This window comes from Adhaeribacter terreus (genome assembly GCF_042657365.1).
Classification (GTDB): domain Bacteria; phylum Bacteroidota; class Bacteroidia; order Cytophagales; family Hymenobacteraceae; genus Adhaeribacter_A; species Adhaeribacter_A terreus.
In genome coordinates this window covers 663,461-684,643 of the sequence record NZ_JBHSKT010000001.1, presented here as the reverse complement: position 1 = coordinate 684,643, position 21,183 = coordinate 663,461, and the positions used below count along the sequence as shown (strand labels likewise).

Here is a 21,183-nt window from a genome sequence, read left to right as displayed (position 1 = left end):
ACGACATTTCTAATTTCTAATTCATAATTTTTAATTAATAAATCACGTTTGGATAACGCCTACGTTAAACGGTTTCTCAATAGGTGCATGATTCGCAGCTTCTATACCCATGGAAATTACCTTGCGGGTTTCCAGCGGATCGATGATGCCATCTACCCATAAACGGGAAGCCGCGTAATACGGTGAAAGTTGCTCGTTGTAGCGGGCCGTGATCTTGTCTAAAAGTTCTTTTTCGGCTTCCGGGGTAATTTCTTCGCCTTTGGCTTGTAAGCTTGACACCTGAATTTGCAATAAGGTTTTAGCTGCGGAAGCACCGCTCATTACCGCAAGTTGCGCGGTTGGCCAGGCGTAAATTAACCGTGGGTCGTAAGCTTTGCCGCACATGGCATAGTTGCCCGCACCGTATGAGTTACCAATTAAGATCGTGAATTTTGGTACTACGGAGTTCGCCATAGCATTCACCATTTTAGCGCCGTCTTTAATAATGCCGCCGTGCTCCGATTTTGAACCCACCATGAAACCCGAAACGTCCTGCAGGAAAACCAACGGAATTTTCTTCTGGTTGCAGTTCATAATAAAGCGGGCAGCTTTGTCGGCAGAGTCGGAATAAATTACGCCGCCCATCTGCATTTCGCCTTTTTTGCTTTTTACGATCTTGCGCTGGTTCGCCACGATTCCTACAGCCCAACCGTCAATTCTGGCTAAGCCGCATACCAGAGTCTGGCCGTAAAGGTCTTTGTAAGGCTCGAATTCCGAATTGTCTACCAAACGGTTGATAATGTCCATTACATCGTAAGGCTTTACGCGGTCGGTTGGCAGTAAACCGTAGATCTCTTTTTCGTCGAGCTTTGGTTTGGCAGGCGTAGCGCGGTTAAAACCGGCTTTGTCGTAGTCGCCCATTTTATCGAAAATATTGCGGATCGCATCCAGGCATTCCTGGTCGGTCTGGAATTTATAGTCGGTTACGCCGGAAATTTCGGAATGAGTAGTGGCGCCGCCCAAGGTTTCGTTATCGATGCTTTCGCCGATGGCTGCTTTTACTAAATAAGAACCTGCCAGGAAAATAGAACCGGTCTGGTCCACGATCATGGCTTCGTCGCTCATAATAGGCAGATAAGCACCGCCGGCTACGCAGCTTCCCATAATGGCCGAGATCTGCACGATTCCCATAGAACTCATAATGGCATTGTTGCGGAACATGCGGCCAAAGTGTTCTTTATCGGGGAAAATTTCGTCCTGCATCGGTAAGAAAACGCCGGCGCTGTCTACTAAGTAAATTACCGGAAGTTTGTTTTCCATGGCAATTTCCTGGGCGCGCAGATTTTTCTTGGCGGTAATCGGGAACCAGGCGCCGGCTTTCACCGTGGCATCGTTGGCTACGATCATTACCTGACGGCCTTTTACGTAACCGATTCCGGTAACTACGCCGCCGCTCGGGCAACCGCCGTATTCTTTATACATGCCATCGCCGGCAAAAGCACCAATTTCCAGGAATTCCGATTCGTCGTCTATTAAATAATCGATGCGTTCGCGGGCGGTAAGTTTGCCTTTGGCGTGTTGTTTGGCAATGTTCTTTTCGCCGCCGCCGAGGTGTATTTTCTTGAGTCTGGTTTTCAGCTGAAAACTGAGTTGCTTCAGCGCGTCTTCGTTCTTATTAAATTCGATATCCATTGAAGGAGCAAGATGAGAAATGAAAAAACAATTCCAGCTGAAAAAGCCGGTCAGGCAAAGTTACTAAAATTTGCCAAAGCCCCCGAACCAGTTTTTCAGCCCAAAAGTATAGCGTTTTGAGTTTTTAACCAGAAAAGCATACGGTTTTTAAGCGCACAAAAAAAAACGCTATACTTTTAGAGCTCAAAAGTATAGCGTTTTCTGAAGTGATTTTAGCAATATCTATTTCGTAGTTGGGGCAGATTTTCCGGAAGTATCTACGGTGTTGGTTTCTTTAATAATAACCGGACCGGTACCTTTTGGCGCTACAATATTGGCTTTTTCAATTTTGGTATCGCCGCTGCCCGCCGATTTGCCGAAAACTGAGAAGTGTACGTAACGTTTCGGGTTCGCTTTCAGGTCTACCATTAAGGCATCCATGTTTTTGGCAGTGCTGTTCAGGTTATTGTATAGCGAATCGTCGTTCATGAGTTTGCCCAGCGTACCGTTGTTTTCGTTGAATTTCTTCACGGCCATCTGCGCTTCGGTTACAGTAGCGTTCATGTTCCGGATCGCGGCGTTCAATTCCGAATTTTTAAGCGTATCGGTAATGGAAGTAAGATTGCCGGCCAGGTGATCGAACTTGCGTTGAGTGGCTTTCAGGCTATAGGTCAACTCGCTCAGGTTGGTGGTAATTTCGTGCATGTTCCGCTGGTTCATGAGCAGAATATTCTTCATGGCCTCGGTAGAAGCCTGCGCGTTGAGCATGGTAGCCTGCATGCTTTTTTTAGCGTCTTTATCGAAGAAGGAATTGATCTTGATCAAGGTAGAATCTACGCTACCCATCAGCGGCATGGCTTTGGCGGTAAGCATATCGGTCAGGCTTTTTTCGGTGAACGAGATCAGCGTATCGCCGCCTTCATACCGCCGGGTGTTGGCGCGCATCATCAGCGTTATGGCTTTACCCCCCAGAATAGAGCTGCTCGAAAGGCTTGCAACGGTAGAATCGCCCACGTCAATATCTTCGTTGATATCCATGGTAACCAGAATGCGGTTTTTGTTCTGTGGCTGCAGTTTTACGTCCTGCACAATCCCGATCTTCACCCCGTTCAGTAAAACCGGGTTGGAAATGGTAAGGCCATCTACCGAATCGTAAAGGGCATAATAAGTACGGGTATCTGAGAAAAGATTGCTTCCCCGTAAAAAAGTATATCCAAAATATAAGGCAACAGCAGCAGCAATACCCAGCAGGGCAACTTTAACTTCTTTAGTAATTCTCACGGAGATTTTATTAGCTTAATTCATGGCTTCCAGTTCTAACTTATAGTCTTTAAAAGCCCTATATATTCCTGAAGCCATATACGTTTGCCCCAATTTATCGTTGAGGTATTTTTCTTCGTTATTATTGGTTAAAAACCCGAGTTCTATCAGGGCGCTTGGCATAGCACTTTTCCAGAGTACCAAAAGGCCGGCTTGCTTTACACCGCGGCTGCTCCGCCCTACTTTATGCTTGAACTGGTGTTCTACTTTCTGGGCAAAGCGCAGGCTGTTTTCTATATAAGCACTCTGGTACAAAGCGAACATAATGTGGCTCTGCGCCGAATTAGGGTCGAAACCGTTATATTTTTCCTGATAGTTCTCTTCTTCCAGAATTACGGCGTTTTCGCGTTTGGCAACTTTTAAATTACCATCGGAAGTGTGCAACCCCATGCAATACGTTTCGGTGCCAAAAGCAGTTGACGGCCCGGAGTTACAATGGATGGATATAAAGAGATCGGCGCGGTTTTTATTAGCAATGCCCGCCCGGTCAATAAGCTCTACGAACGTATCGGTTTTACGGGTGTAAATAACTTTTACATCCGGCATTTCTTTTTCGATGTAGCCGCCCAATTGCAGGGCAACTTTTAGGGCAATATGCGCTTCTTTGGAATGGCGACCGTTGCAACCAGGATCTTTGCCTCCGTGGCCCGCATCAATTACAACTGTACGTAACCTGAAAGCCTTCCGGGAAGTACCCGTAAAAGAACCTAGAACAAAAAAAATCGCTAAAACGGAAACGGTTACAATATTTTTCACGAGTTGCGTTACTTAAAGCGAAACCTATAACTTTGTACAAAATAAGCAAAATTTTACCATAAACTGAAAACGCCAGCCTACATTTTCAGAATCGCCCTGCTGATTCTGTTTGTTTTCGGGATAACCGGAGGCCTTCTGGCTCAGGTAACCCCACCCGATACTATTGCCCAAACCCCCGATACGGTACGGGTAAGTGCAGCCCGCAAAGGCGGCGTAGAAACCACCATCAACTATTCGGCCCGCGATTCTATCCGCTTCGATGTGGTACAGAAGATCATGTACCTTTTCGGCGATGCCAAGATCGATTATGGAACCACTTCTTTAGTAGCCGAGCAAATTCAGATAAACTGGGAAACGAGTACCCTCTACGCAAACGGCGTGCCCGATTCTGCCGGCAAGCTCATGGGCACGCCCATTTTTAAAGACGGCGAAGAAATGTACGAAGCCGAAAAAATGGCTTACAATTATAAGACCAAACGCGGAAAAATTACCGGGGCCATAACCAAACAAGGCGAAGGCTACATTCACGCCGAAGTGGTAAAGAAAAATGCCGACAACGAGCTTTTCGGGCAGAATGCGCAATACACAACCTGCGACCTGAAACATCCGCACTTTTTTATAAATGCGCACAAAATGAAAGTGGAGCCGGGCAAAAAAGTAATTACCGGTCCTTTCAACCTCTGGATCGGCGATGTACCTACCCCGCTGGGCTTTTTGTTTGGTTTATTCCCTACGCCTAAAAAACGCGCTTCCGGTATAATAATACCAACTTTTGGCGAAACACGGGAACGAGGCTTTTACCTGCGCAACGGCGGTTATTACTGGGCTGTGAACGATTATTTGGGCATGCGTTTTATGGGCGATATTTACTCGTTAGGTGATTATGGCCTTTCGGTGCACGGCGATTATTATAAACGCTACAAGTACCGGGGTAATTTCAGCTTTGAGCACAGCACGTTTAACGCTCCTGACCCAATCCCTTCTACAGATGCTAGCGTTGGCCCGCCCAGATTATTCCGGCCTCAGACTAAAACGTATTGGGTACGCTGGAATCACTCACCGGAATCGCTGGGTGGCCGCGGCCGTTTTACTGCCAGTGTAAACGCCGGTTCTTCGAGCTATAATAAAGTGAATGCCACCGATCCCGGACAATATCTTTCTTCTACGTTCCAGTCATCGGTTTCTTATTCCCGGTCTTTGCCGAATGCGCCGATAAATTATGATATCCGGGCCAGCCATTTCCAGAACGTACAAACCAAGGAAGTTACGTTTAACCTGCCCGATTTCACATTGGGAACTAACAGCCTTTACCCTTTCCGCTGGCTTGCTCCGGAAGTGCCAACCGGCGCCTGGTACGAAAACATTACGAACCAGGCTTACTTTACTTACCGCCTGAATGCCCAGAACCGTTTTACCAATCGGGTAGGCCGCGATACGCTTGATTTTGCCAAAGATTTTGGCCGTATGCTTGCTAACGGACAATACGGTGCGGAACACAACTTTAATATAAGCCTGGGAAGTTATAAAATTCTGAAGTATTTGAATTTCTCGCCGAATGTAGCCTACCGCGAATCGTGGCAGTTCAAACGCCTAGATTACCAGTTTACACAAACTCCGGCCGGCAAAGACACCATTGTAACCGATACACTTTCCCGCTTCAGCCGCATTTATAATTATTCTGCCGGGGCAAGTTTAAGCACCCAGATCTACGGCATGTATAATTTCAAGGGCAAAAAGATTAAAGCGATCCGCCACGTAGTTAACCCGGCCGTTTCTTACAATTTCAGCCCCGATTTTGGTGACCCGCGCTACGATTTTTACGAGACGTTGCCAAAGCTAAACAACGAGAAAGGCACTCAGAGACTATCCCGCTACAGTGGTTTACTTTATGGTGCACCCTCGCCGTTTCCGCAAAGCTCGCTCAATTTCAGCTTGCGCAACTCCGTGGAAATGAAAAAAGTATCGAAAAAAGATACGATAACCGGGTTCGACAAAGTTAAACTGATCGATAACCTGACGGCAAGCGGCGGATATAATTTTGCGGCTGATTCGTTTAACCTGAGCGATCTTTTAATTCAGCTGAACACCAATTTATTTGACCGCATTAGCGTTACCATGCGCTTTAATTTCAGCCCTTACCAATTTTATAATGGCAGACGCATAACCGAATATGAATTTGAACGGGGTAATTTCAGTCTGGCCCGCTTTACTGACGCCAGCATTGACCTGAGCACCGACCTGAACCCGGAAAACTGGAAACGCGAAAAACGGGAAAGTACCAATGCCTACCCGGTTGGCCCGGAAACGCAGCCTACCACCTTCCCGCAAACGGTAGCGGGTTCGCTGCCCGAATATGTGGATTTTGACATTAAATGGTCCTTATTTTTGGGCTTTAATGCTACCTATTTTAACCCTCGGTATTTGCAAAGAGGTCAAGAACCTTCCCAGAACCGCAATATAATGGTGCACGGCACTGTGAACCCGAGCGAAAAATGGAAAGTGGCGTTCAGCTCGGGATATGATATGGTAAATAAGAATGTTTCCTTTACTAAAATAGACCTTTACCGCGATCTGCATTGCTGGGAAATGAGTATTGGCTGGACGCCGTTCGGGTATGCGCAGGGGTATTATGTAAACATAAACGTGAAATCTTCTATTCTCCGCGACCTGAAATTTACCCGTCAGCAAACTTACCAGAACCGCTAGACTTTAGGGAACCGAAACCCTACCGTTTTTTCAGCATTTTTCCAGCTTAATTACCTGGAAATTTATGGCGGAAAAACGGTAGGGTTTTATGTATAAAAACTGGCGGTGCCGCTCGTAAGCCTCCACTTGCTCTGAATAAACCGTTTCGTTTTAAAATTGCCGTTTTCTTTTTCTACCTTTGGGAAACGCGATAAACTTATTTGCATGTCGGTTCAGAAAGAAATAAAACGCATTACCACGCACCAGCTGCAGGCTATGAAGCAACGCGGCGAAAAAATTTCCATGCTTACGGCTTACGATTTTTCCATGGCTACCATTTTCGATGAGGCCGGAATAGATGTTTTGCTCGTCGGCGACTCGGCCAGTAACGTAATGGCCGGTCACGAAACTACCTTGCCGATCACGCTCGACCAGATGATCTACCATGCGCAAAGCGTGGTGCGGGGCATTAAGCGGGCTTTTGTGGTAGTAGATATGCCTTTTGGTTCGTACCAGGGAAATTCTTCCGAAGCCTTGCGTTCGGCCATCCGGATCATGAAAGAATCTGGCGGACACGGCATAAAACTGGAAGGCGGTTCGGAAATAAAAGAATCCATCGTTCGGATTCTGAGCGCGGGCATTCCGATTATGGGCCATTTGGGTTTAACGCCGCAATCAATTTATAAATTTGGTACTTATACCGTTCGCGCCAAGGAAGAAGCAGAAGCCAATAAACTGATAGAAGATGCTTTGCTTTTACAGGAACTGGGTTGCTTTGCTATTGTGCTGGAAAAAATTCCTTCGGACCTGGCTAAAAAAGTAGCCGAAGTACTTACCATTCCTATTATTGGCATTGGCGCCGGTCCGCACGTAGACGGGCAGGTACTGGTTGCGCACGACATGCTGGGCATAAACAAAGAATTCAAACCAAGATTTTTACGCCGCTACGCCGATCTGCACACCATAATGACCGATGCCGTTACCAACTACATTGCCGACGTTAAAAGCCGCGACTTCCCGAGCGAAAAAGAAGCTTATTAATGAATAATGATTAATTGTTAATGATTAATTTTTCGTAGAACTGCTAAAGGCTATATGGAATTTCAGAATGACTTTTCAGCCCGAAAACGATAGCGTTTTGGCGTTAAAAAGTGCTCTGAAAATGCCTTCAATTAATCATTAGTCATTAAAAAATTAATCATTAAAACATGGCTACATTTCGGGAACGGATCATTGGGTTAGCCCGGTCTTTGAAGATTTCGCGGGAGCAGTTTACGGTGGGGCCTTTTACGCACTGGCCGGAAATTCAGAAAAAGATCGAGGCGCGGTTTGTGATGAAGAACCGTTCGGATCTGACGCCGCTGGAGTGGCCGGAATATTTTAAAGGCCGGCAGGAGCAAATTCCGCTGCGCAGTTTTGAGCCGTTCGAGTTGCTGGAAGATCTGCTGCCGGAAGGCGAAATTTACTGGCTGCTGTTGCCCGATCCTTCGGCGAAGGAGGCGAAACTTTGGCTTTTTCAGGGAACGGTACAGGCCATTCAGAAAGTGCTGAGCCAACTTCCCAAGCTTTCGTTTTACGTGGTGGCTAAAAAATACGAGTGGCTGCTTTTTTACGATCAGCGGGATATTTTTACGGCCCTTGGCGAACTTCCGGAAAAACCGATGCCTTACAAAGAGCCGGAACCAACGCTGCCGCAGGAAACGCCCGAAGAAGAAAATTCATAATTAATCATTACTCATTAAAAAATGCTGGACGTTCTGTACGAAGACAATCATTTGCTGGTGGTGAACAAGCCGGCCGGTTTGCTGGTGCAGGGCGATGAAACCGGCGATAAAACGCTTCCGGATCTGGCCAAAGATTACCTGCGCGAAAAATACAACAAGCCGGGAAATATTTTTGTGGGCGTGGTGCACCGGCTGGATCGTCCGGTAAGCGGCGTGGTGGTGCTGGCTAAAACCAGCAAGGCGCTGAGCCGCATGAACGAACTTTTCCGGAGCAATAAAACCCGCAAAACGTACCTAGCGGTTTCGTTGCAGAAACCGACGCAAACCGAAGCGCGGCTAGTGCATTTTCTGGTGAAAGATGCGACAAAGAACATTATCAAAGCTTTTACTTCGGAAAAACCGGGTAGCCAACGCGCCGAATTGAGCTACAAACTGCTCATGCACCGCGAACAATTTTTCCTGATCCAGGTGAACCCGGTAACCGGACGTCCGCACCAGATCCGCGTGCAGCTGGCCTCGCAGAAAAGCCCGATCATGGGTGATGTGAAATATGGCGCGCCGGCATTTTTACCCGATAAACGCATTGGTTTACACGCTTATCAGCTGGAATTTGAGCACCCAGTACAGAAAACGCCTATAAAAATCACCGCTCCCCTCCCCGATGTCCAACCCTGGAAAATTTTCCGGAAAGATTTTTAATTCAACTTCTACCTTTATCGAATTTTTCATTCGAAAACGCTATCGTTTTGCTTGCAAAAAGTCGAAGTAAGCGTTTAAGCATATTTCCTGCGAAGAAAATATTACTGAATCTCCGGTTTCGATTTGACGCTAAAAAGGTGATCCTGATCAATTTCCGTTAAAATATTTTGCAGAATATATTAGGTATGCCTACGAGTTTGTAATTTTGTGAACGATTTGGCAGTGCCGGTGTTTTCAAGCTGGGGCCTTCGGGTTTTTCTGCCTTAAACCATACCATCTTATAATGATTATTATCCTGTTTTTTGTTGTGCACTGGTACTTATCGTTGTTTGTGCAAACGTTTTACCTGCATCGTTACTCTGCTCATAAAATGTTCACCATGAACAAGTTCTGGGAGAAATTCTTTTTCTTCCTGACGTATGTAAGCCAGGGGTCTTCGTTCTTATCGCCGCGCGCGTATGCGATTTTGCATCGTATGCACCACGCTTTTTCCGACACGCCCAAAGATCCGCATTCACCGCATTATTACACCAACGCATTCAGCATGATGTGGCAAACCAAAAATATTTATAACGATGTGCTGCACGAGCGCGTGAAACCGGAAGAACGTTTCGACGGCAATTACCCGATCTGGAACAGCCTGGAAAATTTCGGCGATACGTACTGGAGCCGCATTGGCTGGGGCGTGTTTTATGTGGCGTTTTACGTTGCATTTGTGCCGGCCGATATGTGGTATTTGTACTTGTTGCTGCCAATTCACTTCCTGATGGGCCCAATTCACGGGGCAATTGTAAACTGGAGCGGCCACAAATACGGTTACCAGAACTTCGACAACAACGATAAATCACGCAATTCGCTGTTTTTTGATTTTGTAACCGGCGGTGAATTGTTCCAGAATAACCACCACAAACTGCCTAACCGCGTAAATTTCGGAGTGAAATGGTGGGAAGTTGACCCGACGTACCCGGTTATCTGGACGCTGGATAAACTAGGAATTATTAAACTGAAAAAAGTGCGCGCGTAGTTTTTGGCCGTATTTTCTAGCGTTTTCAAAGCCTTTCCTTTTGCAGGAAAGGCTTTTTTTGTTATCTTGAGTTCGAAACAAATCTGAAAACCATGAAATTTACTTCCGGATTGAAATTTTTCTTTTTTGCAGGCCTGCTGCTTACCTTAACCGGCGCCTTGTTTACCGTGCAGCAATTTGCCGGGGCATCGGTTTTTATCTTCTCGGGCATAGCGTTTTCAGTTATTTTCATTTTGCAGGCGCTTTCGGAAATCAATACTTCTGAAAAGCTTTCAGTTTCTGAAAAAATCATGTGGAGCACCGGTATTCTTATGACTTCAGGCCTTGCCGGTTTACTCTATGTAACTTCGCTTCGCCCGAAACTGGTTCGCGTTCGCAGTTAATATCTTCAAATTAAAGCGCTGCTGAAGCAGGCCGAAAATTATTTACCGGAAGTTGTAAGATAGCGCACCAAAGTTTCCATGGGGCCATTTCCAAAGCGTTTGAGCCACCACTCCGATAAGAGAATCTGGCTGACAACCAAAACCGGATATCCTAACCAAAGCGCAACCGGCGAAAGTTTCCCGTACAAGCCAAGTCCATAGCCGTAAAAAATGAGGCTGTACAACAGGTTTTGGGTTAAATAATGGGTTAGCGTCATTTTTCCGAATGGCGCTAACCGGTTTAATATATTGCTGGCGAAACCTGTGAAATACAGCGCTACCGGAAATGAGATCAATAAAAACACATCGCCGGTATAAAAAACTGCTGAAAGTAAGGCTTTTAAAATTTGCTGCTCTAAAGAAAAATTTTCCGATCCTCTCAGCCCGAAAAACTGCGATAGAAATGCAGCTGCGGCCATTATTCCCGCGCTTAAGAGCACTGCTTTATAAGCTTCCGGTTTCTGAAAGTACTTTCTGAAGCGTTTCTTTTCGCCAAGTATGTAGCCTGATAAAAGCCAGGCAAATATTCTGAGTTGGTAAAGCAGGGAGTCGACGGCAAGAATTTCGTTTAAATACAAATCCATTCTCCGCTGAAATATCTGGAAAAAGTTACCGCTCTGATAAATTTCCTGCGTGGAAACCGGGTAGACTAAAGTTGTAGGTTCTACTACCGGCAGTAAAAATATTCCGGCAAAACTGAAAAGATATAGCCCGGCAATAAGCCACAAACGCGTAGAAACAGCCAACTTCCGTAAAGGCAGCAACAGCAAACTCATCAGCGCATATTGGTGCAGAACGTCGCCCCTCCAGATAAAAATAAGCTGAAGCACCCCCAAACCACCAAGCACCAAGGCCCTTTTAAAAAACGGTTTTACGCCTTTTGAATACAACGCCAGCGCCGCCGAGAGACCGAACAGAAAAGCAAAAACCGGGAAATATTTTCCCCACAAAAAAACCGTAAAGAAGGAAACCAGATACTTGTTGATACCCGCTGAAAAAAGGGCCGCATACGCTTCAATAGTACCAGCATCGGTATTAAAAACCATTAAATTAGCGAAACCAACGCCTACCAGACTAAAACCCCGCAGGATATCCAACCCCAAGTCCCGGCGCTCTGAAACAGCTGCTACTTCAGAAAGTGTGTTCAAGGATTTTTTTGTAACCAATGACGTTATTATTTTCCCGAAATTGCACAAAAAAAGCAGAACCTTCCGCCAATGCCGCTACTTTTTCTGAAAAAATCCTACCGTTTTCTGATCGGCTTTGGCTTACTGCTGCTTTACGTGGCTACTTTTGAAATGCGACCGGGCCGGTTGTATTTCATTTTAAATTATCTGCTTTTTCAGGTGAGTATTACCGATTTTCTGGCTTTTGCGGCGCTTTTTCTGCTTTCGGGCTTTAGTCTGGCGGTGCTGCTATTGTTGAAAAACCGGTGGCTTTATTGGGCTTTCCTAGTTTTGCTGGCGCCAGCACTTTTTGTGAGTTTTTCCTACCGTTTCATTTCGGGCTATAATTTTATGTACTCCGATGCTACTACAGCGCTCAACAACCTGGAAATGTTGCCGCTGGCTTTCGGAAATTTCAGAACGGAAATGCTGCTGGCTTTGCTGGTAACGACGTTGACAATTGGTTTCAGTTGGATTTTACGCCGGAAAATGAAGCTGCGGTTTTCGGGCCTTTATAGTTTTTTGCCGGTTTTGGCTACCGTTTTAGTTGCCCTGCAGGTTAAAAACAGCAACGGCGTGATAGATGATTTTTCGGCTATTTTCCGCGTTCCAGTAGATCTTGCGGTGGCCGCTACGAACCGTTTAACGCAACCAGTGCGGCAAACGGTAACGGTAAAACCGGTGCAGCAAGGCGTTCCGAAATTGTTTTTAATCGTAGATGAAAGCGTAACCGGCGGTGAACTTAGCCTTAACAATCCGAAGCTTCAGACCACGCCATTTTTGAAGGTACATGCTACAGATTTTATCAATTTCGGAATTGCGGCTTCTACTACGAACCAAAGCGACGGCTCCAATATTGCGCTGATGTGCGGCACGCGGCCCGAAGATTTGCCGGATAAAAACCAGCTTACCTTGCAACGGCCCAACATTTTTCAGTTTGCCAAAAAGGCCGGTTACACTACTTATTATATAGACGGACAACTTACGGGCAAAACGCTGCAGAATTTTGTTTCGCCGGAAGATTTAAAATACATCGATCATTTCTGGCAACCCGGCGATGATTTTCCGGAAGAACCGCGTTACATGCGGGATCATTTAATTGCTGAAAAACTTACCGAACTGGCGGAATCTGCTGAAAAGATATTTGTTTACGTGGTAAAAGTCGGAGCGCACTGGCCGTATGCATCGGCTTATCCCGCAGATTCGGCGTTTTTTCAGCCTACTTTGGGCAAGCGCAGTTTGTATAAAGACCAGGAACGGACGTTGAATACGTACCACAATGCCTTGCGCTGGAGCGTAGATGAATTCTGGAAAAAACTGCACGGCAATATTTCTACAAAAGACAGTACCTTAATTGTTTACACTTCTGATCATGGCCAGAATTTGCGGGAAGCGGGTTTTAATTTTGCGCATGCTTCGGTTTTTAAAGCCAGTCCGCAGGAAGCAGAAGTCCCGCTTTTTATCTACGACCCGGCAAAATTGCTTCCGAAGAACTTTCAGCCAAAATTTCCGAACCAGTACAGCCACGCTTATATTTTTCCGACTTTGCTTTGGTTACAGGGCTTTCCGCAGGAATTTATTATGAAAAACTACGGGCCAACTTTAGCTGATACTGTTGAACCGGAACCGCGCTATTTCCTGACCGGCGATTTTTTCGGGCGCGGACCAACACATTTGAATAAATTTGAACCTGGAAAATAAAAATCATGTGTTCTGACTTTTTCGGGCATTTACCCTACCGTTTTTTATTCGGAAATAATTCTGTACCTTTGCAGACTCAAAAAGACGGACGGGTTCCGTCGCTATAACAATTAGTTAACCAATATGGCTGTTAAAATCAGACTGGCCCGCAGAGGCCGCAAAAAAGCTGCAATGTACGATATCGTAGTTGCAGATTCTCGTTCACCACGTGATGGTCGTTTCATCGAGAAATTAGGTACTTACAACCCGCTTACCAACCCAGCGTCGATTAATTTCAACCTGGACAAAGCGTTTGACTGGGTGATGAAAGGCGCTGAGCCAACCGATACGGTTCGTGCGATGCTGTCTTACCGTGGTATCCTTTACAAAAAACACTTACAAATTGGTGTAAACAAAGGCGCTTTAACGCAAGAAGCTGCTGATGCCAAATTTGAAGAGTGGACAGCTAACAAAGAAGCTAAGATCACTGGCAAGAAAGAATCTTTAAGCCAGAAGAAAGCGGATGCGAAGAAAGCTGCTTTAGCTGCTGAAGCGAAAGTTAACGCTGACCGCGCTGCTGCAATTGCTAAGAAAAACGCTCCTGCTCCGGTTGCTGAAGCTACTACAGAAGAAGCTGGCGAGGAAACTCCGGCTGCAACTGAAGGCGAAGCTACCGAAGAAACGGAAGCTTAATAAACCCATTTCCATGAAGTTAGATGATTGCTTTGAATTAGGCTATATCGTCAAAACGCATGGGGTAAAAGGCCAGGTAGTTGCATTATTCGATGTAGATTACCCGGAAGATTACGAAGAACTGGAATCAGTTTTCCTGCTTATGGCTGGCAAACTGGTTCCTTTTTTTATTGAACGGATCGAACCCCAGGCCGGCGCCAAATTCATTATCAAATTCGAAGATCTGAATACCATTGCGGAGGCCGAGAAATTAAAATCGACCACGCTTTACCTGCCACTTTCGGAATTACCGGAACTGGATGATGATCAGTTTTACTTCCACGAAACGGTTGGTTACCAGGTGATTGACGAAAATCTGGGTGAACTGGGCACGGTAAAGGAATTTTACGAAATGCCGAACCAGGACTTAATGGCGATGGAATACCAGGGCCACGAAATTCTGATCCCGGTTGCCGACGATATTATTTTAAAAACCGATAAAGTTGCTAAAAAGATCTTCGTGAAAATGCCGGATGGTTTAATGGAAGTGTACACCCAGCCAACCAATCGCCACGAAGAAGAATACGACGGCGACGAAGATTATTCGGAGGAAAAATAAGCTATGCGGATCGATATTATCAGTTGTCAGCCCGATTTGCTAACCAGTTTCTTTACGCATTCTATCTTGAAGCGCGCGCAGGAAAAAGGTATTGCCGAAGTGCATTTGCACGATCTGCGCAAGTTTGCCATAAACAAACACGGCCAGATAGACGATTATGCGTTTGGCGGCGGCGCAGGCATGGTTATGATGATCGAACCGATAGATAAATGCCTGAGTGGATTAAAAGCCGAACGGAATTATGACGCGGTTATTTACATGACACCCGATGGCGAGCAACTGAAACAACCGCTGGTAAACCGTTTATCGCTGCTGGAGAACGTAATAATCCTTTGCGGGCATTACAAAGGCGTGGACGAACGCGTGCGCGAGAAATTCATTACCCACGAGATCAGCATTGGTGATTACGTACTTTCGGGTGGTGAATTAGGGGCTGCGGTTTTAGCCGATGCTTTGATCCGGATCATTCCGGGCGTGCTGAACGATGAATCTTCGGCTTTGACTGATTCCTTTCAGGATGGCTTGCTGGCACCGCCGGTTTATACCAGACCCGCTGAATACGAAGGCATGCAAGTGCCAGATATTCTACTTTCCGGAAACCAGCCCAAAATTGAGGAATGGCGTTTTGAGCAGGCATTAGCCCGTACCAAAGCCCGCCGGCCCGACCTTTTAACCGATTAATCTGCTGATTATAAGCATATTAATAAATTTTAATAGATTGCATTTGTCTTACTTGTAAGATTGTTTTATATTTGCAGTCCGAAATCAGAAATAAGAATTTTTTATATTTTAAAAGAGCCATGAGCCTACTGTTAGATTTAGTTAAAGAAGAATTCAACGAAAAACGCGCCTCTATTCCAAATTTCTCAGCAGGCGATACTGTAAACATTCACGTGAAGATCCGTGAAGGTAACAAAGAAAGAATCCAGCAGTTCCAGGGCGTGGTGATTCAGCGTCGTAACGTTAACACCAACGGTGAAACGTTTACTGTACGTAAAGTTTCTAACCAGATCGGTCTGGAAAGAATTTTCCCTTTACTGTCGCCAAACATCGAGAAGATCGAGTTAGTAAGAAGAGGTGTTGTACGTCGTGCACGTCTGTTCTATCTGCGTGGTCTGTCTGGTAAAGCTTCCCGTATCAAAGAAAGAAGAAAATAGTTTTCATAAATTTCCTTTAGTTTGCAAAAAGCCTGTTCCGATTCCGGAGCAGGCTTTTTGTTTTATAATACCTGCCGTTTTTTGTAGCTTGCTGCATGCTTTCTTCCCTACGGCAACAATTCTTTTTCAGCCTGATCTTTTTACTCCTTTGCGGTGGTTTTGTCTGGCTGCTTTTCCTTTTCCATAACCCGGAAGATGTGGCCGTACTTGGGGAGATCACTTATTTTGAGCCTGGTCAGAAGGTAACGTTGCCGGTTCAGGTGGTTTCGCAAACCACATTCAATCTAATCCGGATCGCATACCCGGTACTGTGCATACTTTTCGGGGCAATTTTGCTAGCGTTTTTCCAGGATGAATTAATAGCGCTACCCCAAAAAGCAGGGCGTTTATCTAAGAAGGTTTTCCTTATTATTCAGCAGGAAATAAATAGCCTGAGCACGATAGAAAAAATTATTGCCGGACTTACCTTCCTGCTCATTATTGCCGAGCGGCTGTATTACCTGTTTCAATTCCCGATTCACACCGACGAAGCGGCTACGTATTTCCTTTTTATTCAGAATGGCATCTTCGCTACGGCCACCTTCTATCCTATCCCGAATAACCACCTATTGCAAAACCTGCTGGCCTGGACTTTAACCAGCCTCTTTTCGGAGCCTTTCTGGATCCTGCGTTTGCCGCCGTTGCTTCTAAGTTTACTTTTAACATTTTCCGGTTTCCTGTTCATCAAACGCTTTTCTGACTTTACCACGGCTTACCTGGCAGCGGGCTTGTTTGGGTTTGGCTGTTTTACGTTGTTTCTGGCTACCCAAGGCCGTGGTTACATTTTACTCACTTTGCTGGCGGTTCTGGCTTTTGGAAGCATTATTCGGGCGCTACAAACCGGAAAAGCATTTTACTGGACGATCTTCAGCATGCTTTCGGCTTTAGGTTTTTATACCGTGCCAACTTTTTTGTATCCGTTTGCAGTTTGCGTTTTTGTGGCGGGTATTTATATTCTTTTGCAAAAGAAGTGGCAACAAATCCCGAAAATGGTGCTGGCCGGATTTACGGCCTTGGCTGGCACGTTAATTTTGTACGCGCCTTTGTTGCTGGTAAGCGGATTCGATGCTCTTTTCGGAAATAAGTATCTACGGCAGCTAACGCCGGAACAATTTTCGGAGCAACTGCCGCTATACCTGCGCGAAGGACAAGGTTTTTTAATGGGCGGGAAATTTGGCGGTGGTATTCTGTTTTTCTATTTCTCCATGAGCGCGTTGCTCTTGCTTTTCCTTTTCCGGAACCGGCCTTGGCTGAAAAAATATTTACCGAAACAAAGTAACTGGCTGATCGGCTTCGCTTTGGCGGCGAGTGTGGTGGTTTATGGCTTCATGCGCGCGCAGCTACTTTTGCCGCCACCACGGGTACTGTTTTTTAAAAGCTTTTTCGATTACCTAGGTGCTGCTTTGGTAATTGGTTTTCTGCTGAAATTCCTGGTTCGTAACCTTCAATTGCGTGCAGTTGCTATGTTTTTTGGCGCGCTGATTTTTGCCGGTTTTCAGGTTTCGGCAGCGGAGTTTTTTCTGAAAGATTATCCGCAGCCGTATTATAATTTCCCGGCGCTGGTAATGCAAATTCAGCAAAGTAATGCAAAGAAAGTTTACGTGGAAGAACCATTTTACCAGCTTTTCCTGGAATACGAGTATGCGCGCTTTGGCAAGAAAGTCCAGATCGATAATGTGGTGACGGACAAAACCGAAAAATACGATTACGTGGTGATCGAGCTTCAGAAGAAATTCCCGGAAACAATTGCCGATTCGCTTTACCGGGAAGTTTACAAAGATGAACTGGTGCGGGCTTTCGTGCCGAAAAAATAACTATCTTACCTTTTCAAAAATTGAATTTCAGCCTCAATTTTTTTTCAATTTGAACGGATATGCCAGATAATGCTCTTCTGAAAAAAATGCGTTTGCAGCTCGGTCAGCAAATTTTATTGCTGAATGCGAGCGCTGAATGGCAGACTTTTTTTGCCCAAAACCATACCGTTTCTATTATTCCGGAAAGGCAGGCAGATCTGGTCTTGTTTTTCGCACCCGATAAAGCGACTTTAGATAAACTGATGCCGGTGGTGAAAAACGTACTCGCGCCGAATGGCATTGTTTGGGCAGCTTACCCGAAAGGCGCTTCTAAGATCCAATCCGATCTGACACGCGACAAAGGTTGGGACAGCGTTTCGCCGGAAGAGTGGCAATACCTGAATCTGATCTCGCTCGATGAAAAATGGTCGGCTTTCAGTTTCAGGCTGGCAGGCGATAAACCCACGAAAGTACGGCGAGCTTTGCGTGACACTTCCATTGAGACGGTGATAAAGCCTGAAAAGCCTTATATCGATACGGTAAACCGGGTTGTAAATTTGCCGGAAGACCTGGCGCAGGCTTTAGCGGAGAACAAAGAGGCTTTTGTATTTTTCGAGAAGCTTTCTTTTACAAACCAGAAAGAATATGTGACTTGGGTAACCGGAGCCAAACGCGAAGAAACCCGCGAAAAGCGCGTACTGGAAACGATTGCGAAGCTCGATAAAGGCTTGAAAAATCCGATAGATAAGGGCAAATAATTTAAAAATGCTAGGGTTTACCTATGAAAAAGTGCTTCCTGTTCCTGTGTTCTTTGCTGGCACTTGTATGTTCGTTCTCTTTTCAAGCGGCTACGCCAACGGCCGGGCAGTTGGTAAACGAAATGCTGCAGGCGGGCAAAGATGTTCAGACTTTAAAATTCACCTTACAGAAACAGGAACGCATTGCGGGGAAACTAATTAGCGAAAAGGCAAGTGTAAAACTGCAGCAAAAACCGTTTAAAGTTTACCTGAAATATCAATCGCCTAACCCCGGCATGGAAGTGCTATTCGTTTCGGGCCAAAATAATAACGAAGCTTTTATCCGGCCCAGCAGCTTCCCCTGGACCACGATCAATCTGAACCCGAACAGTAATACCATGCGTAGCGGGCAGCACCATACCATTCATGAAATGGGCTTCAGCCAGATACTGGCTATTACAGATTACATGCTGAAAAAATATGGTAAGCAATCCGGAAACATGCTTAAAACAGGCGAACCCATAAACTGGAACGGTTTAAATTGCTACCAGCTTACGCTCGAAAACCCGAATTTCAGTTACGTTGAACATACCGTTGGCCCGAACGAAAATGTGCTCAATATTGCGGCGAAATTCAGAATAAGTGAATATATGATCCTGGAAAAAAACCCGGGTCTGGATGATTATACCGATATAAAAGCCGGGCAGAAAATAAAGATCCCGACGGATTATGCGAAGAAGATCTGGATGCTTTTAGATAAAAAGAACGGTTTGCCGGTGGTAATTAAAGTTTACGACGAGAAAGGTTTATTCGAACAATACGAGTACCACAACCTGCAGGTAAATCCGGCAATTCAGGTTTCTGAATTTACCAAAACGTATAAAGACTACAAGTTTTAAAGGCTGAAAACCTACCATTTTTTCGTAAATTCCTGCTCAGAAATAAAGAATCCGCCACTATGAAAATACTTTACGGCGTTCCCGGCGAAGGCTTGGGCCACGCAACCCGCAGCCAGGTAATTATCCGCTATCTTTTACAGAAAGGCCACGATGTGCAGGTAGTTTCCAGTTCGCGGGCATTTGCGTTGCTGAACCAGAGTTTCCCGGAGCGGGTACACGAAATAAAAGGCTTCCACCTGGCGTATAGAAATGCGGCGGTTTCGAAACTGAAAACATTTACCAATACGCTGAAAACCGCGCCGGAAAATCTAAAAACCAATTTCGCCAAATACCGGAAAATTGCGGAAGGCTTTGAACCGGAGCTGGTCATTTCCGATTTCGAATCGTTTAGTTATTTCTTTGCCAAACACCACAACCTGCCTATAATCAGCATCGATAATATGCAGATCATGAGCCGCGGAAAGCTCGATATTAAAATTCCGGAAAAGCAAAAACAGAACTTTCAGATCGGGAAGCGGATTGTGCAGGCAAAAGTACCGCGCTGCCAGCATTACCTCATCACCTCTTTCTTCCCGGCGCTTTTAGAAAAGGAACAAACTACGCTGGTTGCCCCCATTATGCGCGATGCAATTCTGAAAGCTACCGCAACAAATGGCCCGCACGTATTGGTTTATCAATCTTCCACTTCGCAGAAGAACCTTGTAAGCACGTTGCAGGAATTACCACTGGAAACATTCCGGGTGTATGGGTTCAATAAAACGGAAACGCACGGCAATGTACAACTAAAAGCATTCAGCGAGCAGGGATTTATAGATGATCTGAGTAGCGCAAAAGCGGTAATTACCAACGGCGGTTTTTCTTTGATCAGCGAGGCCATTTATCTGCATAAACCCATTTGTTCTGTTCCGCTGGAAAACCAGTTTGAGCAGTTTATGAATGCGGCTTATGTAGAAAAACTGGGTTATGGCCGCCATTTCGAAGAAATTACCCCAGATAATTTGCGGGCTTTTCTTTACGACGTTAATAGTTTCAAGGTGAACCTGCAAAACTACCATCAGAACGGCAACCAGGAACTTTTCAAACTTTTGGACCAGCTTCTACCTACCTTGCATTGCTAATTGCTGATCATAAATAATAAAACCCCAAATGCTGCTTTATACGGCTTTTGGGGTTTCCTTTTATCTGGTGTTTTGTTCGTTTTCAGCTTCTTCTAAAATTAAACTTAGGTAAAAGCAGAGCCTGGCTAATTTCACTTCATCCATTATATATCCTTCTTAAATTTTAAATTCCTGTTGCAGCGCTGCGGGTTTTTAGGGTTAAAAGCCTACCATTTTTGGAAGCAATCTTCTCTTTGAACAACAAAATTATCGGGTTCTGGGTTGCTTTTCGGTGAGGTATTTCCAGTAGCGTACGGGCATGTGGCGCAGGTGCAGTTTTTTGTTGTTGCGCTCCGGAATATTCACGTGGTGAAAATAAGTTTGCCAGAGTGTTTCGTAAAGCGGTTCTTTTTCTGACAAAATATTGGCCGGCAAGGCACCGGTTTTGGCATGAATGTTCGCTTCTTCCAGGTAGATGAAATCAGCATTTTCAAGATCGTAATGCAGGCCGTAGCGGCGTTTCACGTCGTAAATAAGCCAAGGCTGATCGGCGTAGCGTTTCTGGAAATGCTCTTTTAAAAGCGGCAGCACGTTAAAATCGGGCGAAATGGTGGCGTAAAAAAGGCCGTCGGCAGTTTTCTGAAAGCGGATAAAGGCTTCCATGCGGTGCTTTTCACGAAAGATCTGTCGGCTGATATGACTGATCTGGCGCACGCAATCTTCGGCAAAATTCTCTTCGATGTTTACCTTGCTTGCAAAAACCAACTCTACGTACCGGAAAATAAGCATTTCAAAGCCTGGCTGTTCCCACAAATAAGCTTTGTACAGATCGTTGCAGGCGCTTTCGGAAAGTTTATTCTGGAGACCTTTCCACACGCGGCTGGCTTTGGTTTCGTCGGTTAAAACGTGATGGGTAAGTGCGAAAATGCCTGGTTGCTCCTGGCCCTGTTTTTCAATTTTATCGGGCCAGGCTTTGTGCTCATACACCTCAAAAATAACCGAAAGCAAGCCTTCAAAACTGCCGTCGTAGGTATAGAAATGCAT

20 protein-coding genes are annotated in these 21,183 nt (G+C 45.5%); 15 read left to right on the top strand and 5 right to left on the bottom strand.

Going from position 1 to position 21,183, the window contains the following annotated elements:
- Positions 1–42: 42 nt before the first annotated feature.
- The 3 genes from ACFPIB_RS02765 to ACFPIB_RS02755 all read right to left on the bottom strand — a co-directional run bounded on the left by ACFPIB_RS02765 (position 43) and on the right by ACFPIB_RS02755 (position 3,726).
- Entirely contained in the window at positions 43–1,671 is a 1,629-nt protein-coding gene (locus ACFPIB_RS02765) for an acyl-CoA carboxylase subunit beta (RefSeq protein ID WP_378015892.1), read from the bottom strand.
- A 222-nt stretch (positions 1,672–1,893) separates the two neighbouring features.
- Positions 1,894–2,931, bottom strand: a complete 1,038-nt coding sequence (locus ACFPIB_RS02760; protein WP_378015891.1) for an MlaD family protein — start codon at positions 2,929–2,931, stop codon at positions 1,894–1,896.
- Between the two features lie 15 nt (positions 2,932–2,946).
- Complete coding sequence (locus tag ACFPIB_RS02755; RefSeq protein WP_378015890.1) at positions 2,947–3,726, bottom strand: N-acetylmuramoyl-L-alanine amidase family protein; 780 nt, start codon at positions 3,724–3,726, stop codon at positions 2,947–2,949.
- A 261-nt stretch (positions 3,727–3,987) separates the two neighbouring features.
- Between ACFPIB_RS02755 and ACFPIB_RS02750 the strand changes: the two genes are divergently transcribed.
- From ACFPIB_RS02750 to ACFPIB_RS02725, 6 genes are all read left to right on the top strand, one after another.
- Positions 3,988–6,432 carry a putative LPS assembly protein LptD gene (locus tag ACFPIB_RS02750; RefSeq protein ID WP_378015889.1) on the top strand — a complete coding sequence of 815 codons (2,445 nt, stop codon included), beginning with the start codon at positions 3,988–3,990 and terminating at the stop codon, positions 6,430–6,432.
- A 204-nt stretch (positions 6,433–6,636) separates the two neighbouring features.
- Positions 6,637–7,452: a 3-methyl-2-oxobutanoate hydroxymethyltransferase gene (gene panB / locus ACFPIB_RS02745; RefSeq protein ID WP_378015888.1), complete on the top strand. Its 816-nt coding sequence runs from the start codon at positions 6,637–6,639 to the stop codon at positions 7,450–7,452.
- Positions 7,453–7,619: 167 nt separating this feature from the next.
- The gene (locus tag ACFPIB_RS02740; RefSeq protein WP_378015887.1) at positions 7,620–8,135 is read left to right on the top strand and encodes a DUF6756 family protein; all 516 of its coding nucleotides are present in this window, start codon (positions 7,620–7,622) and stop codon (positions 8,133–8,135) included.
- A 21-nt stretch (positions 8,136–8,156) separates the two neighbouring features.
- On the top strand, positions 8,157–8,834 hold the full coding sequence (locus tag ACFPIB_RS02735; protein WP_378015886.1) for an RluA family pseudouridine synthase: 678 nt from the start codon (positions 8,157–8,159) through the stop codon (positions 8,832–8,834).
- Between the two features lie 283 nt (positions 8,835–9,117).
- Positions 9,118–9,858 (top strand): acyl-CoA desaturase, encoded by a 741-nt coding sequence (locus ACFPIB_RS02730; protein ID WP_378015885.1) that lies wholly within the window; start codon positions 9,118–9,120, stop codon positions 9,856–9,858.
- Between the two features lie 92 nt (positions 9,859–9,950).
- Positions 9,951–10,241, top strand: coding sequence for a hypothetical protein (locus ACFPIB_RS02725; RefSeq protein WP_378015884.1), 291 nt, complete (start codon positions 9,951–9,953; stop codon positions 10,239–10,241).
- A gap of 38 nt (positions 10,242–10,279) precedes the next feature.
- On the opposite strand, the gene ACFPIB_RS02720 is transcribed toward ACFPIB_RS02725, so the two are convergent.
- Complete coding sequence (locus ACFPIB_RS02720; RefSeq protein WP_378015883.1) at positions 10,280–11,428, bottom strand: DUF418 domain-containing protein; 1,149 nt, start codon at positions 11,426–11,428, stop codon at positions 10,280–10,282.
- Positions 11,429–11,497: 69 nt separating this feature from the next.
- On the opposite strand from ACFPIB_RS02720, the gene ACFPIB_RS02715 reads away from it, so the two are divergent.
- The 9 genes from ACFPIB_RS02715 to ACFPIB_RS02675 all read left to right on the top strand — a co-directional run bounded on the left by ACFPIB_RS02715 (position 11,498) and on the right by ACFPIB_RS02675 (position 20,160).
- The gene (locus ACFPIB_RS02715) at positions 11,498–13,147 is read left to right on the top strand and encodes a sulfatase-like hydrolase/transferase (RefSeq protein WP_378015882.1); all 1,650 of its coding nucleotides are present in this window, start codon (positions 11,498–11,500) and stop codon (positions 13,145–13,147) included.
- A 123-nt stretch (positions 13,148–13,270) separates the two neighbouring features.
- Positions 13,271–13,819: a 30S ribosomal protein S16 gene (locus tag ACFPIB_RS02710; protein ID WP_378015881.1), complete on the top strand. Its 549-nt coding sequence runs from the start codon at positions 13,271–13,273 to the stop codon at positions 13,817–13,819.
- 13 nt (positions 13,820–13,832) lie between these two features.
- Positions 13,833–14,417 carry a ribosome maturation factor RimM gene (gene rimM / locus ACFPIB_RS02705; protein ID WP_378015880.1) on the top strand — a complete coding sequence of 195 codons (585 nt, stop codon included), beginning with the start codon at positions 13,833–13,835 and terminating at the stop codon, positions 14,415–14,417.
- Positions 14,418–14,420: 3 nt separating this feature from the next.
- On the top strand, positions 14,421–15,098 hold the full coding sequence (trmD, locus tag ACFPIB_RS02700) for a tRNA (guanosine(37)-N1)-methyltransferase TrmD (RefSeq protein WP_378015879.1): 678 nt from the start codon (positions 14,421–14,423) through the stop codon (positions 15,096–15,098).
- A gap of 119 nt (positions 15,099–15,217) precedes the next feature.
- A complete protein-coding gene (gene rplS / locus ACFPIB_RS02695; RefSeq protein ID WP_378015878.1) occupies positions 15,218–15,574 on the top strand; it encodes a 50S ribosomal protein L19 in 357 nt (118 codons plus the stop codon).
- Between the two features lie 95 nt (positions 15,575–15,669).
- A complete protein-coding gene (locus ACFPIB_RS02690) occupies positions 15,670–17,427 on the top strand; it encodes a hypothetical protein (RefSeq protein ID WP_378015877.1) in 1,758 nt (585 codons plus the stop codon).
- Between the two features lie 86 nt (positions 17,428–17,513).
- Complete coding sequence (locus ACFPIB_RS02685; RefSeq protein ID WP_378015876.1) at positions 17,514–18,164, top strand: YdeI/OmpD-associated family protein; 651 nt, start codon at positions 17,514–17,516, stop codon at positions 18,162–18,164.
- A 23-nt stretch (positions 18,165–18,187) separates the two neighbouring features.
- The gene (locus ACFPIB_RS02680) at positions 18,188–19,042 is read left to right on the top strand and encodes a DUF1571 domain-containing protein (protein WP_378015875.1); all 855 of its coding nucleotides are present in this window, start codon (positions 18,188–18,190) and stop codon (positions 19,040–19,042) included.
- A gap of 59 nt (positions 19,043–19,101) precedes the next feature.
- The gene (locus ACFPIB_RS02675) at positions 19,102–20,160 is read left to right on the top strand and encodes an MJ1255/VC2487 family glycosyltransferase (protein WP_378015874.1); all 1,059 of its coding nucleotides are present in this window, start codon (positions 19,102–19,104) and stop codon (positions 20,158–20,160) included.
- 246 nt (positions 20,161–20,406) lie between these two features.
- On the opposite strand, the gene ACFPIB_RS02670 is transcribed toward ACFPIB_RS02675, so the two are convergent.
- The gene (locus ACFPIB_RS02670; RefSeq protein WP_378015873.1) at positions 20,407–21,183 is read right to left on the bottom strand and encodes a TIGR03915 family putative DNA repair protein; all 777 of its coding nucleotides are present in this window, start codon (positions 21,181–21,183) and stop codon (positions 20,407–20,409) included.

Coding starts and splice junctions, on each gene's coding strand:
- ACFPIB_RS02680 (WP_378015875.1), top strand. CDS start 18,188: ATGAAAAAGTGCTTCCTGTTCCTGTGTTCTTTGCTGGCACTTGTATGT.
- ACFPIB_RS02765 (WP_378015892.1), bottom strand. CDS start 1,671: ATGGATATCGAATTTAATAAGAACGAAGACGCGCTGAAGCAACTCAGT.
- trmD (WP_378015879.1), top strand. CDS start 14,421: ATGCGGATCGATATTATCAGTTGTCAGCCCGATTTGCTAACCAGTTTC.
- ACFPIB_RS02740 (WP_378015887.1), top strand. CDS start 7,620: ATGGCTACATTTCGGGAACGGATCATTGGGTTAGCCCGGTCTTTGAAG.
- ACFPIB_RS02735 (WP_378015886.1), top strand. CDS start 8,157: ATGCTGGACGTTCTGTACGAAGACAATCATTTGCTGGTGGTGAACAAG.
- ACFPIB_RS02730 (WP_378015885.1), top strand. CDS start 9,118: ATGATTATTATCCTGTTTTTTGTTGTGCACTGGTACTTATCGTTGTTT.
- ACFPIB_RS02670 (WP_378015873.1), bottom strand. CDS start 21,183: ATGCATTTCTATACCTACGACGGCAGTTTTGAAGGCTTGCTTTCGGTT.
- panB (WP_378015888.1), top strand. CDS start 6,637: ATGTCGGTTCAGAAAGAAATAAAACGCATTACCACGCACCAGCTGCAG.
- ACFPIB_RS02675 (WP_378015874.1), top strand. CDS start 19,102: ATGAAAATACTTTACGGCGTTCCCGGCGAAGGCTTGGGCCACGCAACC.
- ACFPIB_RS02710 (WP_378015881.1), top strand. CDS start 13,271: ATGGCTGTTAAAATCAGACTGGCCCGCAGAGGCCGCAAAAAAGCTGCA.
- ACFPIB_RS02715 (WP_378015882.1), top strand. CDS start 11,498: ATGCCGCTACTTTTTCTGAAAAAATCCTACCGTTTTCTGATCGGCTTT.
- ACFPIB_RS02725 (WP_378015884.1), top strand. CDS start 9,951: ATGAAATTTACTTCCGGATTGAAATTTTTCTTTTTTGCAGGCCTGCTG.
- rplS (WP_378015878.1), top strand. CDS start 15,218: ATGAGCCTACTGTTAGATTTAGTTAAAGAAGAATTCAACGAAAAACGC.
- ACFPIB_RS02685 (WP_378015876.1), top strand. CDS start 17,514: ATGCGTTTGCAGCTCGGTCAGCAAATTTTATTGCTGAATGCGAGCGCT.
- ACFPIB_RS02690 (WP_378015877.1), top strand. CDS start 15,670: ATGCTTTCTTCCCTACGGCAACAATTCTTTTTCAGCCTGATCTTTTTA.
- rimM (WP_378015880.1), top strand. CDS start 13,833: ATGAAGTTAGATGATTGCTTTGAATTAGGCTATATCGTCAAAACGCAT.